The sequence below is a fragment of the Roseateles sp. GW821-FHT09G03 genome (assembly GCF_059416045.1).
This window is the reverse complement of the sequence record NZ_JBWKOK010000003.1, coordinates 380,289-406,557: the sequence shown is the minus strand read 5'-3', so window position 1 is coordinate 406,557 and position 26,269 is coordinate 380,289. Positions and strand designations below refer to the sequence as shown.

Here is a 26,269-nt window from a genome sequence, read left to right as displayed (position 1 = left end):
TCACAGGTGCACGCCCCCAGAAACCTCGATCCGCTGGCCGGTGACGAAGCGGTTGCCCTCGCTTACCAGCGCGGCGATCGCGCCGGCGATGTCCTCGGCGACACCGAATCGGCCCAGCGGCGTCAGTGACGCGATGTGCTTCTGCAGCTGCTCGTTCGAGCGCAGCAGACCGCCGCTGAAGTCGGTCGCCACCGCCCCCGGCGCGATGACGTTCACCGTGATGCCGCGCGGTCCCAGTTCGGTCGCCAGGTAGCGCGACAGCACTTCCACCGCGCCCTTCACCGCGCTGTAGATCGCGCGCTCCGGCACATAGAAGCGCGCGGTACCGCTGGAGATGTTGACGATCGCGCCCGGGCTGGCGATCAGCGGCACCAGTTGCTGCGTCAGGAAGAACACACCCTTGAAGTGCACGTCGACCAGTTGATCGAAGGCCTCGGGCGTGACCTGCAACGTCGGCTGCGCCACCTGCACGCCACCGTTGTTGATCAGGACGTCGAAGCGCTCGCGGTGCCAGGTCTTGCCCAGCACGTCACGGACACCGTCGACGAATGCGCCGAAATCGTCGACGCGCGACACGTCCAGCGGCAGCGCCACCGCGATGCGCCCGAGCGCGCCGATCTCGCGGACGACCTCCTCGGCCTCTTCACGGTGTGAGCGGTAGGTCACGATCACGTCTAAGCCGTCGCGGGCGAGCCGGACGGCGGTGGCGCGGCCGATGCCGCGGTTGGCGCCCGTGATCAGGGCGATGCGGGACGTCGTTGTCGGGGTGCTGGTCATGTCGGACTCCTTGAAGGCGGTGAGGAAGAAGCCCGAATACTGAGCGCTGAGATCCGACAGATAAATCACCCAATATCGACATCACTGTGCGAGTCAATTGCACAATTGGAGCCACTCAAATTCGGAGGTCCCATGGATCGCATCGACGCCATGCACCTGTTCACGCGCATCGTGGACCTCGGCAGCTTCACCGCCGCCGCCGAGGAGCTGGATCTGCCGCGCTCCAACGTCACCTACGCCGTCCAGGCCCTGGAGAAGCGCCTCGGCGCGCGGCTGTTGACGCGCTCCACGCGTCACGTCAGCCCGACACCGGAAGGCCATCTGTACTACGAGCGCTGCCGCCGCGTGTTGGAGGAAGTCGAGCAGGCGGAGGCCGTGCTCGGCGAGGCCGCGCAGCAGCCGCGTGGCCGGCTGCGCATCGACCTGCAGGCCGGCTTGGCCGCGGCCTTCGTCTTCCCGCACCTGGGCGACTTCTGCCGGCGTTATCCGGGCATCGAGCTCATCGTCGGCACCGGGGACCGGCTGGTCGACCTGGTCCGCGAGGGCGTCGACTGCGTGCTGCGCGGCGGCACGCCGCAGGAGTCCGGTCTGGTGGCGCGCCGCATCGCGGATCTGCCGTCCGTCACCTGCGCGAGCCGCGAATACCTCGCCGCGCACGGCGTGCCGACGAGCATCGACACGCTGCGCCAGCATCAGGCCGTGAACTTCCAGTCCAGCGCCACCGGCCGCGTCGCGCCGTTCGAGTTCCTCGTCGACGGTCGGACGCAGACACTCACCCTGCGCGGCCCGGTCTGCGTCACATCGGCGCCGGCCTATCGCGCCTGCTGCCTTCAGGGATTGGGGCTCATCCAATGTCCTCGCTTCGGCGTCGCGTCGCTGCTGGCGTCGGGCGAACTGGTCGAGGTGTTGCCGGAGACACCGCCGCCGCCGATGCCGGTCTCGGTGATGTTCCCGAAGCAGCGCCAGATGATGCCCCGCGTGCGGGTGTTCATCGACTGGGTCGTCGAACGCGTCCAGGAAGGATTGGCGGCGGAATCCGGCTCGCCAAGGCCCCGGACGGGCCGTTCCGGCGCCCATCCGGGATAATCGCGGGTTTGCTGCGGCGCCCATCGGCCGCCGCGGCACCCGCCGTCCCCGCCTCGCCCTCTCCGCAATGTCCCAGCCCACGCCAGACCGACTGCCCGCCAGCCTGCCCGCGCTCGTCGACGCCGCCATCATCGGCGGCGGTCCGGCCGGCTGCAGCGCCGCGAGCTGGCTCACGCAGCTGGGCCTGAGCGTCGTGCTGATCGAGCGCGCCCCGCGTCTGTGCGACAGCCTGCGGCCGCTCGATTACAAGCAGGACTGGCTCCTCGGCGCGCCCGGCGAATCGCTCGCCGAATTGGGCGAGCACTATGCCCGGCACGCCGCGGCGCAACCCGGCGTGCACACGGTGCTGGGCCAGACGGTCAACACGCTCGACTGGCAGGCGGAACAGGGCTGGACGCTCTACCTCGACGGCGGTCCCGCCTTCGCGGCGCAGGCCGGTGACACCGCCGAACCTGCCGCCACCGGCAACCTCCGCCCGCTGCGGGCCCGGTCGCTGCTGCTCGCCACCGGCCTCACGCCTCGACATCCCTTCCCGCTCTATCCCGAGCGGGACCGCCACGATCGCGTGCTCGACGCCATCGAGCTGACCGCCGTGCGCGACCGCCTGCCGCCTGGCAAGGTCCTGCTGCTCGGCGGCGGCGACAACGCCATCGAGAATGCCCTGTATCTCGCCGGTCGCGGTCACACGGTCACGCTGTGGTCGCGCTCCGAATGGCGCGCGCAGAGCCATCTGATCCAGCAGCTCGACGGCGCGAACGGCCTGCGCCGCCGGCCGGCCCAGGCGCTGCCGACCGCGGTGAGCGCCTCGGCCGACGGCGTGACCGTGACCTCCAAGGCCTACGGCGAGGAGCGCTTCGACCACGTCGCCGTGCTGCTCGGCTACGAGCCGGCGCCGTCCGCCTGGCTGCTCGTGGCCGATGCGTTGCAGCGCGCCGGCGTCACCGCGCCGTCGCAGCCTTTCCGCGACGAGCCGCGCTTCGGCGTGCTGGGCCTGTTCGTCGCGGGCGACGCCAGCGGCCGCCAGCATCCCTGCGTGCAGACGGCGCTCGGCGACGGCGTCGTCGCAGCCAAACAGATCGAAGCCTTCCTGCGCCCGCTGCGCGAATCGCAGCCGCCCCCCGCGCTGCGCCGCAACAACCGCCAGGTCATCCACATCAACGGGCTGCGCTTCGGCGCCAACCTCGGCGTGCTCGACTTCGAGCGCGAGGGCCCGCAGCCCATCCTGGTCGACGCCGAGATCAACCTCGGCGCGCAGACCATCGTCTCGCGCGATGCCGACATCGGCCACGTGCTGGACTACCGCCGCGTGCGCACCATCATCATCGACGAGTGCACCGCGGAACACACCGACCTGCTCGAAGCCCTGCTGGGCAAGCTCTGCGTCCGGCTGATGAAGCTGCCCGGCGTGGTGGGCGTGCGCATCAAGGTGACCAAGCTCGAAATCTTCCCCGACTGCCAAGTCGCAATCAGCGCCGAATGCGGCACCTGGTAGTCCCTCCCCCTACGCGCTGACGCGCGCCCCCTCGAGGGGGCGGGCCTGGCGGCCCGGCAGAGCCGGTTCCGCGGGCCCTGCTTGATTGAAGACATTGAGGACAGAACATGACCGACTCGACCACCACCACCACCATTGAAGGCATCGATCTGGCCGCGGCGGATGCCGCGGCCAAGAAGCACGCGCACGAGATGAACAAGCTCTCGAAGCGCCTGCACCGCCAGGTCGGCCAGGCGATCGGCGACTTCAACATGATCGAGGACGGCGACAAGGTCATGGTCTGCGTGTCCGGCGGCAAGGACAGCTACTCGCTGCTGGACATCCTGATCAACCTGCGCGACCGCGCGCCGATCAAGTTCAGCATCGTCGCCGTCAACCTCGACCAGAAGCAGCCCGGCTTCCCCGAGGACATCCTGCCCGCCTACCTGAAGTCGCGCGGCGTGGACTTCCACATCGAGGAGCAGGACACCTACTCCATCGTCAAGCGCCTGGTGCCTGAGGGCAAGACGACCTGCTCGCTGTGCTCTCGCCTGCGCCGCGGCATCCTGTACCGCGTGGCGGGCGAGCTCGGCGCGACCAAGATCGCGCTGGGCCACCACCGCGACGACATCGTCACCACGCTGATGCTGAACATGTTCTTCGGCAGCCGCATGAAGGGCATGCCTGCGAAGCTGGTCAGCGACGACGGCAAGAACGTCGTCATCCGCCCGCTGGCCTACGTGAAGGAGTCGGACCTCGAGCGCTGGGCCGAGCACCGCGAGTTCCCCATCATTCCGTGCAACCTCTGCGGCAGCCAGCCCAACCTGCAGCGCGCCACCGTCAAGGCCATGCTGCAGGACTGGGACAAGCGCTTCCCGGGTCGCGTGGACAACATGTTCACCGCGATGGGCAACATCGTGACCTCGCACATGATGGACCGCGAGCTGTTCCCCTTCCAGACGATCAAGGCCACTGGCGCGCCGGTCGCCGACGGCGACATCGCCTTCGACGAGGACGAGCAGTGCGGCACCCCGGCGCCGGCCACCGGCGTCGTCAACATCATCCGTCCCGGGGCCAAGGGGCAAGTCCCGGCCCCCGTCGACGACGCCGGCGAGGCGTACTCTGCCGCCGAGGACTGAGGTCTCTGGGCGCCTCGCGGCGCCCTTTCCTCCCCACGGAAGCCCGGCCCCCGCGCCGGGCTTCGCGCTTTCCAACGAAGAGAAACCCGCCGCTTACCGCCCCGTCACGCCGTTCAAACGCGCGGGTCAACCGGCTCGGGTCACAATCGTTGCACTGTCACGCTCGCATCCGACGTCAAGTGAGGCGTCCGGGGAGCGTCACCGGGCGCGGCGCCTGCCCCGGTCGACGGCCACGAGCGGTATCCGACTGGAGGTCACCATGTTCACCTTGAATCGTCGAGTCGCCCTGTTGAGCCTGGGCGCCGCGGCCGCGCTGTCGCTCACCGGCTGCGCCGCCCTGAATACCGTCAGCGCGGATGCGCAGACCTTCGGCAGCTGGCCGGCGGGCCGTCAGCCCGGCACCTTCGCCTTCGAACGGCTGCCCTCCCAGCAGCGCAACGAGGCGAGTCAGGCCTCGCTCGAGGACGCCGCCCGCGGCGCGCTGCTGAAGGCCGGCTTCACCGAGTCCGCCGATCCCAAGGCCGCCGACATCACCGTGTCGCTCGGCGCGCGCGTCTCCCGCTCCGGCCCGGCGCCCTGGGACGACCCGCTGTGGTGGCGCTGGAACGGCAGCTACTGGGGCTGGCGCTACGGCCCGGCCTGGCGGCCGTACTACAGCCGCTGGGGCTACTCGTACCCGATGGATCCGATGATGGAGCGCCGCTACGACCGCGAGGTCGCGATGCTGCTGCGCGACCGCAAGACCAACGAGCCGCTGTATGAGGCGCGCGCCTCCAATGACGGTTTCACCGAGGGCGGTTCGGAACTCTTCGGCGCGCTCTTCGAGGCGTCGATGACGGACTTCCCGCAGACACGCCCCGAGCCGCATCGCGTGAGCGTGCAGCTGGCGCCGTCGAAGTAGGACGGCCGACGCCGGCGGGCGCCGGCCGGCGCCCACAAGTGGCGACAACCGGTCACCGCGACGCCATGAGGATCGTCGCGGGCGACCCCGATAATCGCGGTCTCTCCAACAGGGAACCGCGATTCTTCTTATGTCGCTGAACATCGTCGTCATGGCCGCGGGCAAGGGCACCCGCATGAAGTCCAGCCTGCCCAAGGTGCTGCACAAGCTGGCGGGCCGCGCGTTGCTCCAGCACGTGCTCGGCAACACCGCCGCGCTGGACGCGCAGGCCCGCATCGTCATCACCGGCCATGGCGCGGAACAGGTCGAGGCGGCCGTCGGCGGCGAGGGGCTGCGCTTCGTGCGCCAGGAGCCCCAGCTCGGCACCGGCCATGCGATCCAGCAGACCATCCCGGCGCTGGTCGCCGGCGGCACCACGTTGATCCTCAGCGGCGACACCCCGCTGATCAGCACCGCGACGACCCGCGCGCTGGTCGAGGCCTGCGGCGGCGACAAGCTGGTACTGCTGACCATCGAGTACGCCGACCCAACCGGCTACGGCCGCATCGTCCGGGGTGGCGATGCTGGCGATCAGGTCAAGGCGATCGTCGAGCACAAGGACGCCAGCGAGGAGCAGCGCCGCCTCCGTGAGTGCTACACCGGCATCATGGCCGCGCCGACCGAGGCGCTGAAGCGCTGGGTCGGCCAGCTGGACAACAACAACGCCCAGGGCGAGTACTACCTGACCGACATCGTCGCGATGGCGGTGGCCGAAGGTGTCTCCGTCGTCGGCGTCAAGACCCACGACGAGACCGAAGTGCTGGGCGTCAACAGCCCGTCGCAGCTGGCGCAGCTGGAGCGTCGCTTCCAGCTCGTCCAGGCCGAGGCCTTGATGACGGCGGGCGTGCGCCTGGCCGATCCCTCGCGCTTCGACCTGCGCGGCACGCTGAACTGCGGCAAGGACGTCGAGATCGACGTCAACTGCGTCTTCGAAGGCCAGGTGACGCTCGGCGACGGCGTGCGCATCGGCGCCAACTGCGTGATCCGCAACGCGACGATCGCCGCCAACGCCCGCATCCACGAATTCACCCACATCGACGGCGAAGCCGCCGGCGCCAGCGTCGGCGAAGGCGCGCTGATCGGCCCGTTCGCGCGGCTGCGTCCGGGCGCGCAACTCGGCGCCGAGGTCCACATCGGCAACTTCGTCGAGGTGAAGAACTCGACGCTGGCCAAGGGTGCCAAGGCCAACCACCTGGCCTACCTGGGCGACGCGACCGTCGGCGAGCGCGTCAACTACGGCGCCGGCAGCATCACGGCCAACTACGACGGCGCCAACAAGCACCGCACGACCATCGGCGCGGACGTGCACGTGGGCTCGAACTGCGTGCTGGTCGCGCCCGTCACCCTGGGGGACGGCGCCACCATCGGCGGCGGATCGACCATCACCAAGGACGTCGCCCCCGGCCAGCTGGCTGTGGCGCGGGGCCGACAAACGGTGATTTCCGGCTGGAGCCGACCCAGGAAGGGGAAGTGATTCACCCAAATCAGCGCTGAAACGCCGTAAGCTCGGTCTGTTCGTGTCACGAAGTGTGACAAGTTCCCGTAGATCGGCGCGCGAGGCGCTTGCACGGTGAGCGCTCCCCCCGAGCTGTGGGAGGCGCATTTGCCGGTAGCTGCCTAGCATCCGTGTCGTTGATTGGCTGAACCGCTGTTCCCCAGCTGAACTCTCATGGCGAACTCCAAGACCGCTTCTCCGCTGCTGCCTCAGGACGACGATCTCCTCGCCGTCCCGCCGGCGTCTGCCGCGCTGGACGCCTTGGCGGACCGCTCGGACGATCCGGCCGCCCAGGCGGCCCGGGCCGAGTCGCTGGAGCAGTTGGCGATGTCGCACGCGATGTCCGACCAGGCGGCGGAAGCCTGCTTCTACCTGTGCCGCAGCCTGGGGCTGGCCCGCCAGCAGCGGGCGCCGGATGCGGAGCCAGATCTGGAACTGCTGTTCCAGTTGCTGGGCGCGCTGGCCGATCTGCCGGGCGAAGTGTCCGCCCTGCCGATGCCCGAAGGCGAGGCCGACGGTCTGGGCGTGGCCGAACTCTGTCATCAGCTGAGCGCCGCTCGCGAAATGACAACGGCCGCCTGGAATGAGGCGGCCGAGTCGGATGAGTCGGTGGCGGCTTGCCCGGCAGCTCCGGCCCGGGCCCTGCACTGATCTTCAGCGCTGTCGTTCGTGACCGGCGATGAGCCGGCTGACCCTCGAGACCGACAATCCCAGTTCACGCGCGAGTTCAGTCATCGACTGACCGCCTTCGGTGTGCGCGCGATAGAGCGCCTCTTCCCGGCTGCCGCTGGCCTTGAGCCAATCGCCCCAGCGGCGCGGACGCGGCGTGCGCGGTGGATGCTCGCTCAGCCGCACGGTGCGCTGGACGAAGGCCGCATCGCCCAGGAAGATCTGGTGCCGCAGTTGCCCCCAGATATCGAGGTCGGGCTCCGCCTCCACGATCGCCTGATAGCGCTGCGCCGCCTTCCTGCGATCCGCCGCGTTCTGCGGCACACGGCCCAGGACATTCGTCCATAGCCCGTCGATCTCGAGCCATTCCGGCGCGGTCACCAGCCCGGCATGCGCCTGGAGACTGCTCCAGCGCCAGGCCGTCGGCGACGACGCCAGCCCGGCGCGACGCCCGATCAGCTCCACGTAGCGGCAGGCGTCCAGCAGCAGATGCTCGCGATCCACCAGGACCGCCTTGAACCGCCCTTGGAAGACATGCCCGAACTGCCCATGCCGCCGGTTGTGCGCCTGGGTGTACACACCGTTCAGATGGCGCATCAGGCGGGAGAGATTCGCCTGCCGGGTGAACAGCAGCAATTCGTAGTGCTCCCGGCCCAGCCCGTAGGCGAGCACTTGGGCGTCGAAACGATCCGCCGCCTGCTCGATGAGGCCGAGCAGGGTCTGCCGATCCTCATCGTCGGAGAAGACGGGCGCGTCGGCACGTGTGGCCACGTGGTAGACGGCGCCGGGGAATTCGATGCGGAGGGGCCTGGCCATGCCTAACAACTAGGCGATGAGCGCACAAAAGACAAGCGCCCGGGCCGGTATTCGCGCTCGGGCGCAAGACTTGACCCCTGATCGCGGGGCCTGCGGGCCCCTCGCGATAGCCGGAGCGCTATCGGGGGTCAGGACTCAACAGCAAAACCTGGAACCTGGAATCCCTGCCTACGCAGGGTTCCCGCGGCGCCGGATCAGCTCTTGCCGAGCGACTCCAGCACCTTCATCACGGCGTCCTCGCCCATGTTGCGGGCGTCGGCGAGTTCGCCGCCCTTGGTCGTGCCCAGGACCTGGCCGTCGGCGCCGATCACGGCGACGGTGGGGATGCCCTTCTTCAGCGTCACGCCCATCTGGTTGGCGACATCGACGTTCTTGTCGAAGCGTCCGACGTTGACCTTGACCGTCACGAAGCGCTTGTCGACGGCGGCGCCGAGGTGGCCGTCGCCGAAGCCCTTGTTCAGCGCCAGGCAGTCCTTGCACCAGTTGGCGCCGTAGACCACCAGCACCTGCTTGCCATCCTTGGCGGCGCGGGCGACGGCATTGTTGATGTCGGCGCGGGCGTCGGCCTGCTCGTCGTAGGGACCGGGTCCCGAGGCGGCATCGGCGGCGTGGACCGAGGTCACGGACACCGCGGCGAGCGCGGCGGCGAACAGCAAGGAAGCGGTGCGGCGTTTCATGACGCCGGAGTGTGCCACCGGCGACAAAACCGTGACGACGATGAGGAGGCCAAGAGGCGTCGGCAAGGCCGAGAAACCGCCGTCCGCGGCTCGAAAGCCCGGCGGCTTGCGGTACAAAGGCGGGCTTCGCACAAACCATCACTTTCCGGGAACGGGACCCCTCCGCCATGGCCTCCAGCCTGCTCGCACTGCTCGACGACATCACCACGGTCCTGGACGACGTGGCCCTGCTCTCCAAGATGGCCGCCAAGAAGACGTCCGGCGTCCTCGGCGACGATCTGGCGCTCAACGCGCAGCAGGTCACCGGCGTCAGCGCCGACCGTGAACTGCCGGTGGTCTGGGGCGTCTTCAAGGGCTCGATGGTCAACAAGGCCATCCTGGTCCCGGCCGCACTGGCGATCAGCGCCTGGGCGCCGTGGCTGGTCACGCCGCTGCTGATGATCGGCGGCGCCTACCTCTGCTTCGAGGGGGTCGAGAAGCTCGCCCACAAGTGGCTGCACACCGCCGAGGACGACGCCCACGAGGCGGCGCTGTCCGAGGCGGTCAAGAACCCGGCCATCGATCTCGCCGCGCTGGAGCGCGACAAGGTCAAGGGGGCGATCCGCACCGACTTCATCCTGTCCGCCGAGATCATCGCGATCACGCTCGGCACCGTCGCCGACGCCTCGTTCACGACGCGGCTGCTCGTGCTGTCGGGCATCGCCATCGTCATGACGATCGGCGTCTACGGCCTGGTCGCCGGCATCGTGAAGCTGGACGACGCCGGCCTCTGGCTGAGCCGCAAGGCCGCCGCCTGGCAGCAGGCGCTGGGCCGCGGCCTGCTGTGGCTGGCGCCGTGGCTGATGAAGGCGCTGTCGGTGGCGGGCACGGCGGCGATGTTCCTGGTCGGCGGCGGCATCCTGACGCACGGCGCGCCCTTCCTGCACCACGCGATCCAGCATGTGGTCGAGGCCCTGGGCGTGAGCGGCTTCGCGCGCACGATCGTCGAGGTCCTGGGCGACGCCGTCGCCGGCATCCTGGCGGGCATCGTGGTCGTGGCGGTCGTGACCGGTATCCAGCGCCTGCGGCATCGCCGAGAATGACGGCCATGAAGACGCATCACATCGAAGTCCAGAAGCTCAAGGGCGCCTCGAATTCCTCCACCAGCGGCCTGGTGACCTTCAAGCTGGACGCCCTGGTCAAGGAACGCGAGCCGGTCGACGGCATCGAGCCCAGCACCCTGCTCGTCATGACCGAAGCCAACGCCCGCGTCCTGATGGCCCTGCTCAAGACGCAGCTGACCGACATGGACGGCCGCAAGCCCAAGAGCCGTCACGGCCGCCACGGCTGAGCTCACCGCACCTCGCCGCCGCCCTCACCGAACATCGCCCGACTCTCCAGGATCCGACATGGACTTTCCGCAGTACCAGCCTGACAAGGCCCTCTACACCCCGCTGACCGACGACGAGCTGTCGGACCTGGACGACTTCCTGTCCGAGCTGGACAACGACGCCGCGATGAACATCGAGGCGCTGGACGGCTACCTCAGCGCTCAGCTGCTGAGCCCGCTGCCCTTGAGCGCCAAGCCCGGCGCCGAGTGGATGAGCCCGGTCTGGGGCGGCGGCGACCCCTTCCCCAGCGGCAAGCAGCGCAAGAAGATCGCCCTGCTGCTGCTGCGCCACGTGCACAGCCTGTCGGTGCAGTGGACGTCCAAGCAGGACGAATGGGAGCCGATCTTCAGCGTCGCCGAGGAAGGCGAACAGCAGTTGGTGGACGCCGAGGACTGGTGCACCGGCTTCATGATCGGTGTCGACCAGGACGGCGAGGCCTGGACGCCGCTCTTCGACCACGTCAAGACGGCCGCCGCGCTGGCCCCGATCGCGCTGCTGGGCGGCGACGAAAGCCAGCTCAGCGCCGAGGACCAGGAAAAGCTCACCGACCTGCACTGGCGCGACGCGCTCAGCCGCGAAGTGCCGGAAGGCGTGCTGACGCTGTGGACGCTGCGTTCGCAGGCCGAGTGAACGCCTGAACGGCCACCCTGACCGACCACCGGCCCGGTCGGACGACCGGGCGTCCCACCCTCTCATCCATCGCTGGTTCCGATGAAGCGCAACTTCCCGTTCGCGGTGCTGGCCACCGCCGCCTTGCTGACGATCGCCGGCTGCGGCACCAACGTCGTCAATCCCGTCACCGGCCGCACCGAGCGCAGCGCGATGAGTCCGCAGCAGGAAGTCGCGACCGGCCGCCAGGCGCATCAGGACGTGCTCAAGGAGTATTCGGTCGTCGACGACGCGAAGCTCCAGTCCTACGTCACCGCGCTGGGCAACAAGCTGGCGGCGCAGTCGCACCGGGCGGAACTCGAGTGGCACTTCACCGTGCTCGACAGTCCGGAGGTCAACGCCTTCGCGCTGCCGGGCGGGTATGTCTACGTCACGCGGGGCATCCTCGCGTACATGGAGAACGAGGCCGACCTCGCCGGCGTGATGGGCCATGAGATCGGCCACGTCACTGCGCGTCATGGCGCACAGCGCGCGACGCGCCAGCAGAACGCTGGCATCGGCGTGCTGGCGGCGACGGTGCTGGGCGCGGTGCTCGAATCGCGCGGCGTCAGCGGCGCGACGGACATCGCGGGCCAGGTCTCTCAGAACGCCGCGGCGGGCTACATCGCCTCCTACAGCCGCGAGCAGGAACTGCAGGCCGACCAGCTCGGCGCCGAGTACCTCTCCCGCAACCACTACGACCCGAAGCACATGGTCGACGTGATCCAGGTGCTGAAGGACCAGGAGCAGTTCGCCGCCGACCAGGCCAAGGCGCAAGGCAAGCAGCCGCAGAGCGGCAACAGCTGGCTGGCCTCCCACCCGAGCAACGAGCAGCGCCTGCAGCGCATCCGCGACGAGGCGGCGCAACTGACGGGCGGCCAGCCGGTCGACGAAAACCGCGCCGCTTTCCTGCAGGCGATCGACGGCATGGTCTTCGGCGACAGTCCCGCACAGGGGCTGGTGCGCGGCCAGCAGTTCCTGCATCCGACGCTCGACATCGCGCTGACGGCGCCCACGGGATGGGCACTGCAGAACGGCAGCGAGACGCTGACGGTGATGAGCCCGCAGCGCGACGCGGCGCTGATCCTGCAGCCGGTGCCGGAGAAGGCCGGCACGGTGCACGACGACATCCTGCGCCGCTGGGGCGCGGAGCAGGGTCGCACGGACGAGAAGACGATCAACGGCCTGAAGGCCACGCACTTCAGCGGCGTGCGCAAGAACGCGCAGGGCCAGCGCGGCAATGCCGAGATCACGCTGATCACGAGCGCCAAGGGCGCGGTGTACGCGCTGGTCTATGCGGCGAAGGACGGCCAGTCGCTGCAGGCGCGGCGTGCCGCGCTCGCGCAGGCGGAAGAGAGTTTCCGCGCGTTGACCGCCGACGACAAGAAGCTGGCCAAGCCGTGGAAGGTCGCGCTGCGGCCCTACCCGGCTGGCGGCTTCGCCGAGATGGCGAAGACCTCGGTGATCACCGAGGCGCAGCTGAAGCTGCTCAACGGCCGCTACGGCGGCGAGGCGCTGCCGAAGGTGGGTGAGCGCGTGAAGACGGTCGTCGCCGCGCCCTGACCCGAGAAACGACAAGCCTCGCAGTCCTCGGTCGCAAAACCGACGAAGTGCGGGGCTGATGGGGGACGGCTGGTCGCGGGGTTCTGGCGCTTGACGCCAGGGCCCTGCGACCTGGCGGCCAACGCACCACCTTCAGCAGGTGGGCGCCGACACGCCAAGCACTCCAGCATCACTTCTGCTGAGCAGGCCCCAGGTTCCTCAACCAGAACTGCTCGTACTTCCGGTGCCAGCCGACGGCCTTCACCGCGCCGCCGAGGGCGTGCTCGCCGTCCGGATCCAGGAAGAGCTCAACGAGCCCTTCCTTCCCCGACTCCAGCAGCGCGCGGTACACATTGACGGTGTCTTGGTACAGGACGTTCGGGTCCTGCATCCCGTGCACCAGCAGCAGCGGCTTCTTGAGGTTCTTCGCCAGCGGCAGCAGCGAGTACTTCCGCAGCACGGGCTTGGTCCGGTCGACCTTGCCGATGGTGCGTCCGCTGTACCAGCTGTTGTAGTTTTCCCATTCCGTCGGGCCTGCGCCCGCGATGCCGGCCGCGAAGAGATCGGGCTTCGTGTACATCGTGTACTGGGTCTGGAAGCCGCCGAAGCTCCAGCCGTTCAGGCCGATGCGCGCGCCGTCGACGCCCAGGTTGGCCTTCATGTACGCAGCGAGGTCCTCGAGGTCTTCGGTCTGCGGCGCGCCCGGCTTCTCCCAGTTGGCGTCGGCGAACTTCTCGCCGTAGTTGGAGTGGCCGCGCGGGTCCACCGTCACCGTGACGTAGCCGTGCTTGGCCGCCATGTACATCGCGAAGACGTAGCCGGTCGGCTGGAAGCTGTCGGTCTCGACCGAGTGGCGGTCGTTGAGCGGGCCGCCGTAGGTGTAGACGATCGCCGCGCGCTTGTCCGTCGGCGCCCAGCCCAGCGGCTTGAACACGTAGGCAGGGATGGTGTCGCCGTGTCGGTTCTTGAAGCTGAAGCGCTCCGGCCGCAGCACGTCGACCTGCGCCCAGGCGGGGTCGTGGCTCTGGGTGAGCAGCTTGCCGGCTTCCGCGCCGGCCGCGGGCGCCTGGCCCTTCAGCAGCTTGAGCTCGGGACGCTCGGCCCAGTTGCCCGCCACCGCCGCGGCCCATTGGCCGTTGCGCGCCACCACGGCGTTGCGGTGGTAGTCCGGCGAGCGGCCCAGCGCCGTCATTCGACCGTCCTTCAAGTCCACGCGCCAGACATTCATCGCGGCGTAGTCGTCCTTGTTGGCCACGACGAACATCGTCTTCGCATCCGGCGTGAAGCCCAGCACCTGGAAGGCCTCGAACTCACCCGTCAGCAACGGCTTCACCGAACGGTCCGCGCCGGCCGCGAGGCTCATTGCATACGGTTGGCGCCAGCCGTTGTCGGCCAGGATCAGCACCAGCTGCTTGGAGTCCGGCGTGAACGACGGCGTCATCACGTTGACCAGCTCGTGGTGGATGGGCGCGCGGCGCTCCAGCACCATCTCGGGCTTCGCATCGCCCGGCTTGCCCAGGTAGACGCGGAACTGGTCCTTCTCACGCTCGAAGGTCGTGAAGGCGTAGACGCTGCCGTCGCGGGCCCACACGACCGGCGAGATCTCGAACCAGCTGTCGCCGCCCGGATGCGTGAACACCGGTTGCGGCTGGCGTTCCGGCGCGGCGCCCGGCGCCGGCACCTTGCGGACGTAGATCGCCATAGAAGGCACGCCGCGCTTGTCGTCGGAGACCTCGCGGTCGACCTTCTTCGCGGTGGCCCAGCGGTCGTTGAAATTCATGATCTCGACCTGCCGGCCCGGCTTGGGCAGCGGCTTGCCGTCGGCGCCGACCAGCGGCGCGTTGGCGACCAGCGCCATCCAGCGGCCGTCCTCGCTCATCGCGGTCTGGGCGATCTTGAACTTGCGGTCCTCGTCGTCCGGATTGAAGAGCTCGCGGTTGATCACCTCGATGCCGGCCGTGGCCAGGCGCACGCGCAGCACGCGCGTCTCGTCCTGGACGATCAGGAACTGGTCGTCCGGCGCGTAGGCCACCGGCTTGAGCGTGCGGCCCGTGGCGAGCAGCGGCTCGGCGCGCTCGCTGCCGGCCTTCCAGCGCAGCAGCTGGCCGCGGTAGGCCAGCACGAGCTCCTCGCCCTTGGACGCCCACACAAACTGCGACACGCCGGGGTACAGGTCCTCGGGCTTGAGCTTCTCGCGCTCGCGCTTCTTCTTGAGTTCGTCGCGAAGCTCCCAGAGTGCCATGTCCTTGGGATCCTTGGCCGGCTTCTTCGCCTCGGGCGCCGAAGCGGCGGAGGCAGGCGCGGCGGCCGCGACCGCGGCGTCGCCCCAGGCAGCCTTCTCGGCGGCCTTGCGGGCCTCCTCGCGCGCCTTGCGCTCGGCCAGTTCGACCTTCAGTTCCTCGATGGCCTTGCGTTCCCATTGCTCGAGGTCGACCGCCTCGCCGCGCAGGTAGGCGGCCTGCGCCTCTTCCCGCACCTGGCGCTCGGTCAGCTCGTCGCGCTTCTGCTTGAGCTTCTTCGCGTAGCGGTCCAGGTTCTCCGGCGTCTCCACCGCGGCCATCAAGGTCGGCGACGTCAGGCGCAGCGTCTTGCCCGTCTGCGTGTCATGCACGTAGAGGTCGCTGCCCGGTTCGCCGAACGGATTCCACAGGTAGGCGACGTAGCGGCCGCTCGCGCTGAAGCGCACGTCCTTGGCGGACTCGCCGCGATAGGGTTCGGCGCGGAACAGCTGTTCCAGCGTCAGCGGCCGGTTGGTCACGGCCACCGGCACGGCGGCCGTCTGTGCCAGCGAGCCTTCGCTGGCGCCCAGTCCCGTGGCCAGGGTCGCCAGCACCAGGGAAGTCAGGATCCATTGCTTCAATCGTTGCTCCACGCCCCGCAGGTTCGGCGGGGACGCGGGATTCTAGGGACGCCCTCAACAACTGCTTACCGCTGCGATGTCCACCGCATCCGTCAAGCGCGCGTTAACTGTCCATACTTTCCCTAGGCAGGCCCTTTCCGGACGCCTCGCCCATGACCTCCGGCAGGGGGAAAGGTCGCGAAGCGAACCGGAAGCACCAGAAAGAGGTATTCGATGAAGCACCTGATTCAACGCATCCTCGGCGCCGTGGCGCTGACGGCTGGCGCGCTGGCCGCGCCGGCGGCCTTCGCGGGCGACGTGGGCGTGTCCATCAGCGTCGGGCAACCGGGCTTCTATGGCCGGATCGATGTGGGCAACGTCCGTCCCGACGTGGTGTACGCGCAGCCGATGGTGATCGAGCGCGTCTACGCGCCGGCGCCGCCGCTCTACCTGCGCGTGCCGCCGGGGCACTACCGCTCCTGGGCGCGCCATTGCGGCTACTACGGGGCCTGCGGCCGGCAGGTGTACTTCGTGCAGGAGGGTTGGTACTCCCGCGCCTATGCGCCGGCGTACTACGGCCGCCCGCACGTGCATCCGATGCCGGTGTACGCGCCGCCGCCTCCGCGGTGGGATCCGCCGCGCCGCGACCATTGGGACGGCCGCCGCGACTGGCACGACCATCGCGACGACCGCCGCGGCTGGGAAGGCCGCCGCTGGGACGAGCGCCGCGACGACCACCGGGGCGGTGACCGCGGCGGCTGGGACCGGGGCGGTGATCGTGGGGACCGGGGAGATCGCGGCGATCGGGGGGGCGACCACGGCCACGGCCACGGACGTCATCGCGACTGACAGACGGCCTGCGGGGCCTCGCGTATAGTGGTTGGCTTACACACCAGCAAGGTGTGATTCACAGCGCCGACGTATGTTCGCCAAAGTCCTCGCCGCTCTCGGTCTGCTGACCTGCGTGTTCCTCGCGATCGACATGGCCTTGCCGCGCCGGCATCAACTGGCCTGGCGCGGCTGGTTGAAGCAGACCGGCGTCCGCATGAGCGGTTTCAGCCTGCGCGGCCGCTTCAATTCCCGCGACCGCCGCCGTGCGGCCCACGATGCGGCGCTCGACGCGATCGCCCGCGCCAAGAACCGCTCGGGTACCTGGGACGGCAACGTCTATCACGGCGACGACTTCGAGCAGCGGCAGCGGCGCAAGCCGCATTGAAAACCTCGCGCCGCGCGATCGATCCGGAAGTGCCGCGATGGCCGTCCTCGATCACTTGATCCTGAAGGTCAACGACCTCGCCGACAGCCTCGCGTTCTACGTCGGCATCCTGGGATTCACGAACGAAGGCGCCTCGGGCCCGTTCACGGTGATCCGTGTCGGTCGAGACTGCCAGCTGCAACTCGCCCCTTGGGGAACTCCCGGCATGGAGCACTACGCGTTCTCGGTGTCTCCCGAGGAGTTCGATCGCATCTTCGAACGCGTGAAGGCGGCCGGTATCGGGTACGGACCGAGCTTCCACGCGGTCGGCACCAACACCGGCCCCGGCGAGGAAGTCGGCGCACGGGGCGCGGCGCCGACGCTGTACTTCAACGATCCGAACAAGCACTTGATCGAGATCCGCGCGTATCCGGTCGTTTGAGTGAACTCGTCCGAGCGGCCGCTTGAGCAGCCGCCCGAACCTCAGCGCCGCGCCAACACCGGCGCGAGCGCCTTCCCGGTATGCGTCCCCTGCTCGACCAGCGTCTCCGGCCGCCCTTGCGCGACCACGAGGCCGCCCGCCGAGCCGCCTTCCGGCCCGAGGTCCAGCACCCAGTCCGCTTCCGCGATCACGTCGAGGTCGTGCTCGATGACGACGACACTGTGCCCGCCGTCCACCAACCGGTGCAGCACGCGGATCAGCTTCTCGACGTCGGCCATGTGCAAGCCCACCGTCGGCTCATCCAGCACGTACAGCGTGTGCGGCGGCTTCTGGCCGCGGCGCGTGACGTCGTCGCGCACCTTCACCAGTTCGGACACCAGCTTGATCCGCTGCGCCTCGCCGCCCGACAGCGTCGGGCTCGGCTGCCCCAGCGTCAGGTAGCCCAGTCCCACGTCCTGCAGCAGCTTCAGCGGGTGCGAGATCGAGGTCATCGCCGCGAAGAACTCCACCGCCTCGTCGACCTCCATCTGCAGCACCTCGCCGATGCTCTTGCCGCGCCAGCTCACTGCCAGCGTCTCCGGATTGAAGCGCTGTCCGTGGCACTGGTCGCAGAGCACCTTCACGTCCGGCAGGAAGCTCATGGCGATCGTGCGCATGCCCTGACCCTCGCAGCCCGGGCAGCGGCCTTCGCCGGTGTTGAAGCTGAAGCGGGCCGGCGCGTAGCCGCGCGCCTTCGCTTCCAGCGTCTCGGCGAACAGCTTGCGGATCGCGTCCCAGAAGCCGATGTAGGTCGCCGGGCAACTGCGCGGCGTCTTGCCGATCGGCGTCTGGTCGACTTCGAGCACCCGGTCCACCTTCGCGTGGCCTTCGACCGCGTCGCAGCCCACCCACTTCGACGGCGCCCGGCGCAGCGGCACGGCCGCGGCCATGTTGGCCAGCAGCACGTCCCGCGCCAGCGTGGACTTGCCGGAGCCCGACACGCCCGTGATCGCCACCAGTCGGTGCAGCGGCACATCCACCGTCACGCCGCGCAGGTTGTGCAGCGTCGCGTTGAGCACCGTGAGCTTCGGCGCGTCAGCCTCCATCACGCGGCGCTCCTTCAGCGGGTGCACCAGCGGTCTGGACAGGAAGCGGCCCGTCAGCGAGTCGGGGTTCTTCGCGATCTCTTCCGCCGTGCCCTCGGCGATCACGCGGCCGCCGCGCTTGCCCGCGCTCGGACCGATGTCGATGATGTGGTCGGCGCGCCGGATGGTGTCCTCGTCGTGCTCGACGACCACCAGCGTGTTGCCCTTGTCGCCCAGCGTCGCCAGCGCCTTCAGCAGGATCTGGTTGTCGCGCGGATGCAGGCCGATGGTGGGCTCGTCCAGCACGTAGCAGACGCCCTGCAGGTTGCTGCCGAGCTGCGCCGCCAGCCGGATGCGCTGCGCCTCGCCGCCCGACAAGGTCGGTGCCGCGCGGTCCAGCGTCAGGTAGCCGAGCCCCACTTCCTCCAGGAACTCCAGGCGCCCCTTGATCTCGACGACCACGTCGCGCGCGATCTCCGCGTCGCGACCCGTCAGCGTCAAGGCGGCGATCCACTCGCGGGCCTCCTTCACGCTCCACGACGCGACCGTGCCGATCGTCTCGTGCTCGAAGCTCACCGCGCGCGCCACCGGATTCAGTCGCGCGCCATGGCAATCGGGACACGGCGCGTCGCTCAGGTCCTCGATCTCGGCTTCTTCCGCGGGGAAGCTCTGCTCGCGGCCGCGGTTGTCCTTGTCCTGCTGCGTGTCGTCCAGCGCCTTGCGCTGCTCGCGCGTCAGCGCCAGGCCCGTTCCGACGCAGGTCGTGCACCAGCCGTGCTTGGAGTTGTAGCTGAACAGCCGCGGATCCAGTTCCGGATAGCTGGTGCCGCACTGCGGGCACGCCCGCTTGGTGGAGAACACGCGCAGCTCGCCGATGCCGCGCGTCGCCTTCCCGCTGCGCAGCGCGTCGTGCAGGCCGTCCAGCGGCGACAGCACGTGCACCACGCCCTTGCCGTGGTCCAGCGCCTTGGCCAGCAGCTCGCGCAGCTCGGCCTCGGTCTCCGGCGTGATCTTCATGTCGCCGACCGGCAGCTCGATGCTGTGCTCCTTGAAGCGGTCCAGGCGCGGCCACGGGCTGGTCGGCAGGAACTCGCCGTCCACGCGCAGATGCGTGTGGCCGCGCTGCTTGGCCCACTTCGCCAGATCGGTGTAGACGCCCTTGCGATTCACCACTAGCGGCGCGAGCAGCCCGATGTGACGGCCCTTGTAGTCGCGCAGCAGCTGCGCGGCGATGGCCTCGACGCTCTGCGGCTTCACCGGCGTGCCGTCGTGCGCGCAATGCTGGACGCCCAGCTTCACGTAGAGCAGCCGCAGGAAGTGCCAGACCTCGGTCGTCGTCGCGACCGTGCTCTTGCGGCCGCCGCGCGACAGGCGCTGCTCGATGGCCACCGTGGGCGGGATGCCCCACACCGCGTCGACCTCGGGCCGGCCCGCCGGCTGCACGATCGAGCGCGCATAGGCGTTCAGCGATTCCAGGTAGCGGCGCTGCCCCTCGTTGAACAGGATGTCGAAGGCGAGCGTGCTCTTGCCCGAACCCGACACCCCGGTCACGACGTTGAACTTGCCGCGCGGGATGCTGACGTCGACCGACTTCAGGTTGTGCTCGCGCGCGTTGACGATGCGGATCACCTCGTCTTCCTGGCGGCGCCGGCGCAGCAGCGACTGCAGCGGCTGCCCCTCCGAGACCTTCATCGGCGCGCGGTCCATCTCCAGCGCGTACTCGCGCAGCGCCTTCGCGGTGTGCGAGGTCGGGTGGTCCTTCAGGTGCTCCGGCGTGCCGGTGGCGACGACCAGACCGCCGTCCTCGCCGCCTTCGGGGCCGAGGTCGATGACCCAGTCCGACGCGCGGATCACGTCGAGGTTGTGCTCGATCAGGATCAGCGAGTGTCCCGCCGACAGCAGCTTGCGCATCGCGCGCATCAGCTTGGCGATGTCGTCGAAATGCAGGCCCGTCGTGGGTTCGTCGAACAGGAACAGCGTGCCCTTGGTCGCCGTCGCCTGGCGCGGCTTGGACGCTGCCTCGGCCAGGTAGCCGGCGAGCTTGAGCCGCTGCGCCTCGCCGCCCGACAGCGTCGGCACCGGCTGCCCCAGCGTCAGGTAGTCGAGCCCGACATCCGACAGCGGCTGCAGCTTGTTGATCACCTCCCGGTCGTCCTTGAAGACGCTCAGCGCTTCGGCCACTGTCAGCTCCAGCACGTCCGACACGCTGAGCTGCCGGCCGGCGCGCTCGAGCTTGACCTCGAGCAGCTCGGCACGGAAGCGCTTGCCGTCGCAATCGGGGCAGCGCAGGTAGACGTCGGACAGGAACTGCATCTCGACGTGCTCGAAGCCCGAGCCGCCGCAGGTCGGGCAGCGGCCGTCGCCGGCGTTGAAGCTGAACATGCCGGCGCCGTAGCTGCGCTCCTTGGCCATGGGCGTGTCGGCGAAGCGCTTGCGGATCTCGTCGAAGACGCCGACATAACTCGCCGGGTTCGAGCGCGCCGTCTTGCCGATCGGCGACTGGTCGACGAAGACCGCGTCGGCCAGCCAGTCCGCGCCCAGCAGCCGGTCGTGCTGGCCGGGTGTCTCCGTGGCCTGGCCGAACCAGCGCGCCAGCGCCGGATAGAGCACGTCCTGCATCAGCGTGCTCTTGCCCGAGCCGGACACGCCCGTCACCGCGACCATGCGCTGCAGCGGGAACTCGACGCTCACGTTCTTCAGGTTGTGCTCGCGCGCGCCTTCAAGGATCAGGCGCGGCGTGCTCTCCTCGACCACCCGCTTGAGGCCCATGCCCACGTGCTTGCGCGCACCCAGGTAGGCGCCGGTCAGCGTGTCGGCGGCACGGATCTGTTCCGGCGTGCCGTCGAAGACGATCTGCCCGCCCAGCTTGCCCGGTCCCGGGCCCATGTCGATGAGCCGGTCCGCCGCCAGCATCACCGCCGGGTCATGCTCGACGACGACCAGCGTGTTGCCCGCGTCGCGCAGCCGCTGCATCGCCTCGACGATGCGGTTCATGTCGCGCGGATGCAGGCCGATGCTGGGCTCGTCCAGCACGAACAGCGTGTTCACCAGCGAGGTCCCGAGCGCCGTCGTCAGGTTGATGCGCTGCACCTCGCCGCCCGACAAGGTGCGGCTCTGCCGGTCCAGCGTCAGATAGCCGATGCCGACGTCGACGAGGTACTTGAGCCGATTGCGGATCTCGTCGAGCAGCAGCTTGAGCGCCTCGTCGAGCAGCGAGCCCGGCAGCTGCAGCTCGTCCATGAACCGTCTGAGCCGATGGATCGGCAGCTGCATCAGGTCGTGGACCGACAGGCCCGGCAGCGCTTCCAACTGCTCGCGCGACCACTTCACGCCTTCCGGCATGAAGCGCTTGTCCGCCGGCAGGGCCGCGTCCGCCAGCGCCTTCGAGCCGACGCGCCACAGCAGCGCCTCGGTCTTGAGCCGCGCGCCGCGGCAGGTCGGGCACTCGGTGTAGCTGCGGTACTTCGACAGCAGCACCCGGATGTGCATCTTGTAGGCCTTGCTCTCCAGGTACTCGAAGAACCGGCTCACGCCGTACCACTGCTTGTTCCAGTTGCCGTTCCAGTTCGGGCTGCCGCCAATGACCCAGTCGCGCTGCGCCGGCGTCATCTGGTTCCACGCGGTGTCGCGCGGGATGCCGGCATCGCCCGCGTACTTCAGCATGTCGTCCTGGCTCTCCTTCCAGGCCGGCGTCTGCATCGGCTTGATCGCGCCGCCGCGCAGGGTCTTGCGCTCGTCGGGGATGACCAGGCCGAGGTCCACGCCGATCACCCGGCCGAAGCCGCGGCAGGTCTCGCACGCGCCCATCGCCGAGTTGAACGAGAACAGCGCCGGCTGCGGATCGGCGTAGCGGATGTCGCTCTCCGGGCAATGCAGGCCGGTGGAGTAGCGCCACAGCGTCGGCTCGACACCCTCCTCCGCGCTGAGCACGTGGACCGTCAACCGGCCGCTGCCGCGCTTGAGCGCCAGCTCGATCGCCTCCATCGCGCGCGCCTGCTCGACGCCCTGGATGCGGAAGCGGTCGGCCACGACGTCGAGCACCTTGCGCCCGTTGACGACGCGCTCGGACTGCACGCGCGTGAAGCCGGAGGCGGACAGCCATTGCTCGACCTCGCCCGCGCTGACCGATTCGGGCAGCTCGACCGGGAAGGTCAGCACCAGGCGCGGATCGTCGCCGACCGTGCGCGCCAGCAGTTCGGCGTAGATCGTCTGGGGCGTGTCGTGGCGGACCGGCAGCGCGGTCTCGCGGTCGAACAGGTCGGCGCCGCGCGCGAACAGCAGCTTCAGGTGGTCGTTGAGCTCCGTCATCGTGCCGACGGTGGAACGGCTGGTGCGGACCGGGTTGGTCTGGTCGATCGCGATGGCGGGCGGGACGCCCTCCACCTTGTCGACCGCCGGACGGTCCATGCGGTCCAGGAACTGGCGCGCGTAGGCGGAGAAGGTCTCCACGTAACGGCGCTGGCCTTCGGCATACAGCGTGTCGAAGACCAGGCTGGACTTGCCCGACCCGCTGGGCCCGGTCACCACCGTCAACTCCCCCGTGCGGATGTCCAGGTCGAGGTTCTTGAGGTTGTGCTGGCGGGCGCCCCGGATGCGGATATCGGAATCGGACATGTGATGTGGGCCTTGGAGCCTCGGGAAAGGCAGTGGGCGACGATTCTAGGGAGCGCCGGTGCCATGAAGTGGCAGCAGCGGGCGAGTGATGGTGAAGACCGGCGCGCGGGGCGGACGCGGCGACACAGTGGTAAGCAAATGAAAACGGGTGACCGCTCAGGAAGCTGGGGCCTACCTCTTGTCAAGGCCTCCGATTGATGACTTCCGCACACTTGCTAGTCTTCGCGGGCTGCGGCAACAATGGACCCCGTCGTCGCCGAACAACACCGGCTTCCGGTTCCACCCGAACGGCGGACGATATACCTAGGGAATACCCGCATCCCGATCGGATCGGGGACGACAAGCGACATGGACAGAAACGACGGCCATTCCACTTCGGAGTTTTCCGAGACCCCGCTGGTCTTGATGACCTCGGACGCGTCCGCGAAGCCCGCGCCGCCGTCGTCGATGACTGACCCGTCCGTGTCCGGTCAACGCCCGGCCCCCGGCGAACCCTTCGTGCTGCTGGTCGAGGACAACCCGATCAACCAAGTCGTCGCCCTGGAGTTCCTGGCGCTGATGGGTCTGAAGACGCAACTCGCGCGCAACGGCCAGGAAGCGCTGGACCTGTGCGAACAGGCGGCGCCCAGCCTGGTGCTGATGGACATCCAGATGCCGGGCATGGATGGCCTGGAATGCGCGCGCCGGCTGCGGGAGCAGCAGGCGCAGGGACGGCTGCCCCGTTTCCCGATCCTGGCGCTGACGGCGCATGCGCTGGACAGCGACGTCGCCGACAGCCTGAAGGCCGGCATGGACGAGCACCTGACCAAGCCGCTCGACTTCCTGACGCTGCGCCGCCGGCTGGCGCGCTGGCTGGATCTGCCGCAGCTCAACGACTGACCCCCGCGAGGGATCCCTCCGACGAGGGACGAGGCGTCGCCACAACGGGGGGACGCTCGTTATTTCGAGGGCCTTTGACAGCGCGCAAAGCTTCCACGAATCCCCCGTCGCGGCGCTGGCGTTGAGCGCTGCCTGCGTGCTCCACTTTCGATCCGTGCCCGATGTCCGGGTGCGCCAGGAGTGATGCATGCTCAACCCAGTCAATGTCCAGATGTCGGGGCCGCTGATGGCCGAAATCCAGCGCACGGCCCGAGAGGACGGGCTTCGCGACACGGAGGTCATCATCCGGGCCTTCGCCATGTACTTCTCTTTCCGCAGGGAGGTCCGGAGCGGGTTGGTGCTCGGCCTCATCGACCCCGAACATCAACACCAGCTGAAGAGGGCCTTCGATGTCTTCTAAGTGGGAAGCGCTCGTACGGGAGATTCCCGCCAATCACGAGGTGAAGATCGGTCCCGCTGAATCCGCCCCGGACGGATCAGTACGACGTCTCAAGGACGTGACCCTGTTCTTCTTCGGGCTGCTGGTGCTCGTGACCGTCGTGGTCTATAGCCTCGTCGTCCTGTTGGCCGACTGCATTGTTGAAGAGGATCGTCGATGGGCGACGTCCACACTGACCGCCGTCTTCGGGGGCGCACTGGGCTGGCTCGTCAAGCGATGAGGTCCATCGCGCGGTCGTCCCCTCAAGTGCTTTCGAGAAATCGCTGCACGATCGCGAAATGCTCCGGCACGTTCAGCGCCGGCGCGTGCCCGCAGCCGGGGATCGTCGCCACCTCCGCCCGCGGACCGCGCACGCGCATCGCCTCGGCTGTCTCCGGCAGCAGAAGATCCGACGTCTCCCCGCGCAGGCACAGTACCGGCAAGCTCAGCGAGTCCCATTCGGTCCAGCGCTTGTAGTCGTCCGGATGGACGAAGAACTGGCGCACCATCGCCGGGTCGTAATGCGGCGTCACGCGCCCGTCGGGCAGCCGCCGGACGGAGCTCTCCGTCAGCCGCCGCCATTGCAAGTCGCTCATCCAGCCGTAGGGCTGGTAGATCTGGCGGAAGTACTGTTCCAGTTCCGACACCGTGTCGAACGCCGACGGCGACCCCGCGTAGCTGCGGATGCGCTGGATCGCCGGCTCCGCGAGCTCCGGACCGATGTCGTTGAGCACCATCCGACGGATGCGCCCGCGCAAGGACGTCGCCGCCGCCAGCAACCCGATCGCGCCGCCCATCGAGGTCCCAATCCAGTGGAACTCCTTCAGCCCCAGCTGATCGACGAGCGCCACCGCCAGCCTCACGTAGAACGCGAGGCAGTACTCGTTGTCGGGATCGGGGCTCCACTGCGACAACCCTCTTCCGAGGGTGTCCGGACACACCACGAAGTAGCGCCCCGTCCCCGCCAGGTGGGTGGCCAACTCGTCCATGTCGCGCCCGGTGCGCGCCAGGCCATGCCAGGCGATCACCGGCTCGGCGCCCGGGTCGCCCCAGGCCTGGAAATGGATCTCGCGGTCTTCGCAGCGCAGGTAGTTCGACGTCGACTTCACGATCTCCTCCTCGCCTGCCGCAGGCGCCCGACCAGTCCGTTCGGGAAGTGGTACACGGCCAGCACGAACAGCACGCCCAGCCACAGCAGCCAGCGTTCCGGCGCGATCAGTTGCGAGAGCACCGGCACGCCTTCGACAGCGGAGGCGCCCACACGCATCAGGTCCTGCAGATAACTCTGCGCCAGCACGAACAGCGCGCTGCCGATCACCGCGCCGTAGATCGTCCCCATGCCGCCGATCACGACGATCAGCAGGATGTCCAGCATGATCTCGAAGGACAGCGAGGTGTCCGGTCCGTTGTAGCGCAGCCAGATCGCCAGCAGCGCGCCCGCCAGTGTCGCGAAGACCGCCGCCAGCAGCGTCGACAGCGTGCGGTAGGTCACCAGCCGGTAGCCGATCGCCTCGGCGCGGAAGTCGTTGTCGCGGATGGCCTGCAGCACGCGCCCGAACGGGGAATTGACGATGCGCAGCAGCGCGAGCACCAGCACCACGGTCACGACGAACAGCAGGTAGTAGCTCAACAGTCGTCCGTCGATGACGACACCGAGCACGGGTTCTTCGAAGAACTCGGTCGACGGCGAGAGCAGCGCCGGCAGCCGGAAGTTGAGGCCATCCTCACCGCCGGTGAAATCGGACAGCTGCGAGGCCAGCCCCTGGAACGCCGCCGCGACGGCCAACGTGATCATCGCGAAGAAGATCGCCTTCACGCGCAACGAGAACAGCCCGATCACAAGCGCGAGCAGCAGCGACACCACCAGCGCGCCGCCCACCCCGACAGCAAGCGCCGCGAAGCCCGGATCCATCCGTGAGCTCGCGATGGCGACGCCATAGGCGCCGATGCCGAAGAACATCGTGTGCGCGAAGCTGACGATGCCGGTATAGCCGAGCAGCAGGTCGTAGCTGCCCACGAGCACGATGAACACAAGGATCTTCGCCGCCACGTTGAGCGCCTTCGTGCCCGGGAACACGAAGGGCGCGAGCGCGAGCCCGAGCACGGTGACCAGCAGCAGCGCCGCCAGCACGCGGCTGCGCGGCAGGTCGTGGGACAGCAGGGAGCGGATGAGCGTCATGGGGGATCG

General features: G+C 68.8%; 22 protein-coding genes and 2 pseudogenes. 17 read left to right on the top strand and 7 right to left on the bottom strand.

The genetic code is table 11. The features are described 5' to 3' along the window. On the bottom strand, positions 1-777 hold the full coding sequence (locus AC07OZ_RS14000) for an SDR family NAD(P)-dependent oxidoreductase (protein WP_495467703.1): 777 nt from the start codon (positions 775-777) through the stop codon (positions 1-3). Between the two features lie 132 nt (positions 778-909). On the opposite strand from AC07OZ_RS14000, the gene AC07OZ_RS13995 reads away from it, so the two are divergent. The 7 genes and pseudogenes from AC07OZ_RS13995 to AC07OZ_RS13965 all read left to right on the top strand — a co-directional run bounded on the left by AC07OZ_RS13995 (position 910) and on the right by AC07OZ_RS13965 (position 7,559). Next, positions 910-1,863, top strand: a complete 954-nt coding sequence (locus tag AC07OZ_RS13995) for a LysR family transcriptional regulator (protein WP_495467702.1) — start codon at positions 910-912, stop codon at positions 1,861-1,863. Positions 1,864-1,930: 67 nt separating this feature from the next. Continuing rightward, positions 1,931-2,902, top strand: a pseudogene (locus AC07OZ_RS13990) (FAD-dependent oxidoreductase); the annotation flags it as partial. Between the two features lie 84 nt (positions 2,903-2,986). Continuing rightward, positions 2,987-3,355, top strand: a complete 369-nt coding sequence (locus AC07OZ_RS13985) for a dihydroneopterin aldolase (protein ID WP_377161568.1) — start codon at positions 2,987-2,989, stop codon at positions 3,353-3,355. A gap of 173 nt (positions 3,356-3,528) precedes the next feature. Beyond that, a pseudogene (gene ttcA, locus AC07OZ_RS13980) lies at positions 3,529-4,473 on the top strand (tRNA 2-thiocytidine(32) synthetase TtcA); the annotation flags it as partial. 259 nt (positions 4,474-4,732) lie between these two features. Then, complete coding sequence (locus tag AC07OZ_RS13975) at positions 4,733-5,374, top strand: DUF4136 domain-containing protein (RefSeq protein WP_495467701.1); 642 nt, start codon at positions 4,733-4,735, stop codon at positions 5,372-5,374. A gap of 130 nt (positions 5,375-5,504) precedes the next feature. After that, positions 5,505-6,887: a bifunctional UDP-N-acetylglucosamine diphosphorylase/glucosamine-1-phosphate N-acetyltransferase GlmU gene (gene glmU, locus AC07OZ_RS13970; RefSeq protein WP_495467700.1), complete on the top strand. Its 1,383-nt coding sequence runs from the start codon at positions 5,505-5,507 to the stop codon at positions 6,885-6,887. A 195-nt stretch (positions 6,888-7,082) separates the two neighbouring features. Then, positions 7,083-7,559 carry a hypothetical protein gene (locus tag AC07OZ_RS13965; protein WP_495467699.1) on the top strand — a complete coding sequence of 159 codons (477 nt, stop codon included), beginning with the start codon at positions 7,083-7,085 and terminating at the stop codon, positions 7,557-7,559. Positions 7,560-7,562: 3 nt separating this feature from the next. On the opposite strand, the gene AC07OZ_RS13960 is transcribed toward AC07OZ_RS13965, so the two are convergent. Next, positions 7,563-8,393 (bottom strand): transposase, encoded by an 831-nt coding sequence (locus tag AC07OZ_RS13960; protein ID WP_495467698.1) that lies wholly within the window; start codon positions 8,391-8,393, stop codon positions 7,563-7,565. A 194-nt stretch (positions 8,394-8,587) separates the two neighbouring features. Then, positions 8,588-9,070 carry a thioredoxin family protein gene (locus AC07OZ_RS13955; protein WP_495467697.1) on the bottom strand — a complete coding sequence of 161 codons (483 nt, stop codon included), beginning with the start codon at positions 9,068-9,070 and terminating at the stop codon, positions 8,588-8,590. A gap of 167 nt (positions 9,071-9,237) precedes the next feature. Between AC07OZ_RS13955 and AC07OZ_RS13950 the strand changes: the two genes are divergently transcribed. The 4 genes from AC07OZ_RS13950 to AC07OZ_RS13935 all read left to right on the top strand — a co-directional run bounded on the left by AC07OZ_RS13950 (position 9,238) and on the right by AC07OZ_RS13935 (position 12,651). Beyond that, positions 9,238-10,152, top strand: a complete 915-nt coding sequence (locus AC07OZ_RS13950) for a DUF808 domain-containing protein (protein WP_495467696.1) — start codon at positions 9,238-9,240, stop codon at positions 10,150-10,152. A gap of 5 nt (positions 10,153-10,157) precedes the next feature. Then, entirely contained in the window at positions 10,158-10,400 is a 243-nt protein-coding gene (locus tag AC07OZ_RS13945; protein WP_088405006.1) for a hypothetical protein, read from the top strand. 58 nt (positions 10,401-10,458) lie between these two features. Beyond that, on the top strand, positions 10,459-11,070 hold the full coding sequence (locus tag AC07OZ_RS13940; RefSeq protein WP_495467695.1) for a UPF0149 family protein: 612 nt from the start codon (positions 10,459-10,461) through the stop codon (positions 11,068-11,070). Between the two features lie 81 nt (positions 11,071-11,151). Beyond that, a complete protein-coding gene (locus AC07OZ_RS13935; protein WP_495467694.1) occupies positions 11,152-12,651 on the top strand; it encodes a M48 family metalloprotease in 1,500 nt (499 codons plus the stop codon). A gap of 169 nt (positions 12,652-12,820) precedes the next feature. On the opposite strand, the gene AC07OZ_RS13930 is transcribed toward AC07OZ_RS13935, so the two are convergent. Continuing rightward, a complete protein-coding gene (locus AC07OZ_RS13930; RefSeq protein ID WP_495467693.1) occupies positions 12,821-15,490 on the bottom strand; it encodes a S9 family peptidase in 2,670 nt (889 codons plus the stop codon). A gap of 213 nt (positions 15,491-15,703) precedes the next feature. On the opposite strand from AC07OZ_RS13930, the gene AC07OZ_RS13925 reads away from it, so the two are divergent. The 3 genes from AC07OZ_RS13925 to AC07OZ_RS13915 all read left to right on the top strand — a co-directional run bounded on the left by AC07OZ_RS13925 (position 15,704) and on the right by AC07OZ_RS13915 (position 17,106). Next, positions 15,704-16,318, top strand: coding sequence for a hypothetical protein (locus AC07OZ_RS13925; RefSeq protein WP_495467692.1), 615 nt, complete (start codon positions 15,704-15,706; stop codon positions 16,316-16,318). Positions 16,319-16,391: 73 nt separating this feature from the next. Further along, entirely contained in the window at positions 16,392-16,685 is a 294-nt protein-coding gene (locus AC07OZ_RS13920; protein WP_495467691.1) for a hypothetical protein, read from the top strand. A gap of 37 nt (positions 16,686-16,722) precedes the next feature. After that, complete coding sequence (locus AC07OZ_RS13915; protein WP_495467690.1) at positions 16,723-17,106, top strand: VOC family protein; 384 nt, start codon at positions 16,723-16,725, stop codon at positions 17,104-17,106. Positions 17,107-17,147: 41 nt separating this feature from the next. Here the strand turns inward: AC07OZ_RS13915 and uvrA are convergent, their stop codons facing one another. Further along, positions 17,148-22,784: an excinuclease ABC subunit UvrA gene (gene uvrA / locus AC07OZ_RS13910; protein WP_495467689.1), complete on the bottom strand. Its 5,637-nt coding sequence runs from the start codon at positions 22,782-22,784 to the stop codon at positions 17,148-17,150. A 348-nt stretch (positions 22,785-23,132) separates the two neighbouring features. Here uvrA and AC07OZ_RS13905 point away from each other — a divergent pair, with 348 nt between their 5' ends. The 3 genes from AC07OZ_RS13905 (at position 23,133) to AC07OZ_RS13895 (ending at position 24,322) form a co-directional block, all read left to right on the top strand. After that, the gene (locus AC07OZ_RS13905; RefSeq protein ID WP_495467688.1) at positions 23,133-23,663 is read left to right on the top strand and encodes a response regulator; all 531 of its coding nucleotides are present in this window, start codon (positions 23,133-23,135) and stop codon (positions 23,661-23,663) included. A gap of 187 nt (positions 23,664-23,850) precedes the next feature. Further along, on the top strand, positions 23,851-24,063 hold the full coding sequence (locus tag AC07OZ_RS13900; protein WP_495467687.1) for a hypothetical protein: 213 nt from the start codon (positions 23,851-23,853) through the stop codon (positions 24,061-24,063). Beyond that, complete coding sequence (locus AC07OZ_RS13895) at positions 24,053-24,322, top strand: hypothetical protein (RefSeq protein WP_495467686.1); 270 nt, start codon at positions 24,053-24,055, stop codon at positions 24,320-24,322. Before AC07OZ_RS13900 ends, AC07OZ_RS13895 begins: the two co-directional genes overlap by 11 nt. Before the next feature lie 22 nt (positions 24,323-24,344). Here AC07OZ_RS13895 and AC07OZ_RS13890 read toward each other — a convergent pair whose 3' ends face one another. After that, positions 24,345-25,190 (bottom strand): alpha/beta fold hydrolase, encoded by an 846-nt coding sequence (locus AC07OZ_RS13890; protein ID WP_495467685.1) that lies wholly within the window; start codon positions 25,188-25,190, stop codon positions 24,345-24,347. Then, entirely contained in the window at positions 25,187-26,260 is a 1,074-nt protein-coding gene (locus AC07OZ_RS13885) for a branched-chain amino acid ABC transporter permease (protein WP_495467684.1), read from the bottom strand. Before AC07OZ_RS13885 ends, AC07OZ_RS13890 begins: the two co-directional genes overlap by 4 nt. Positions 26,261-26,269: the final 9 nt, after the last annotated feature.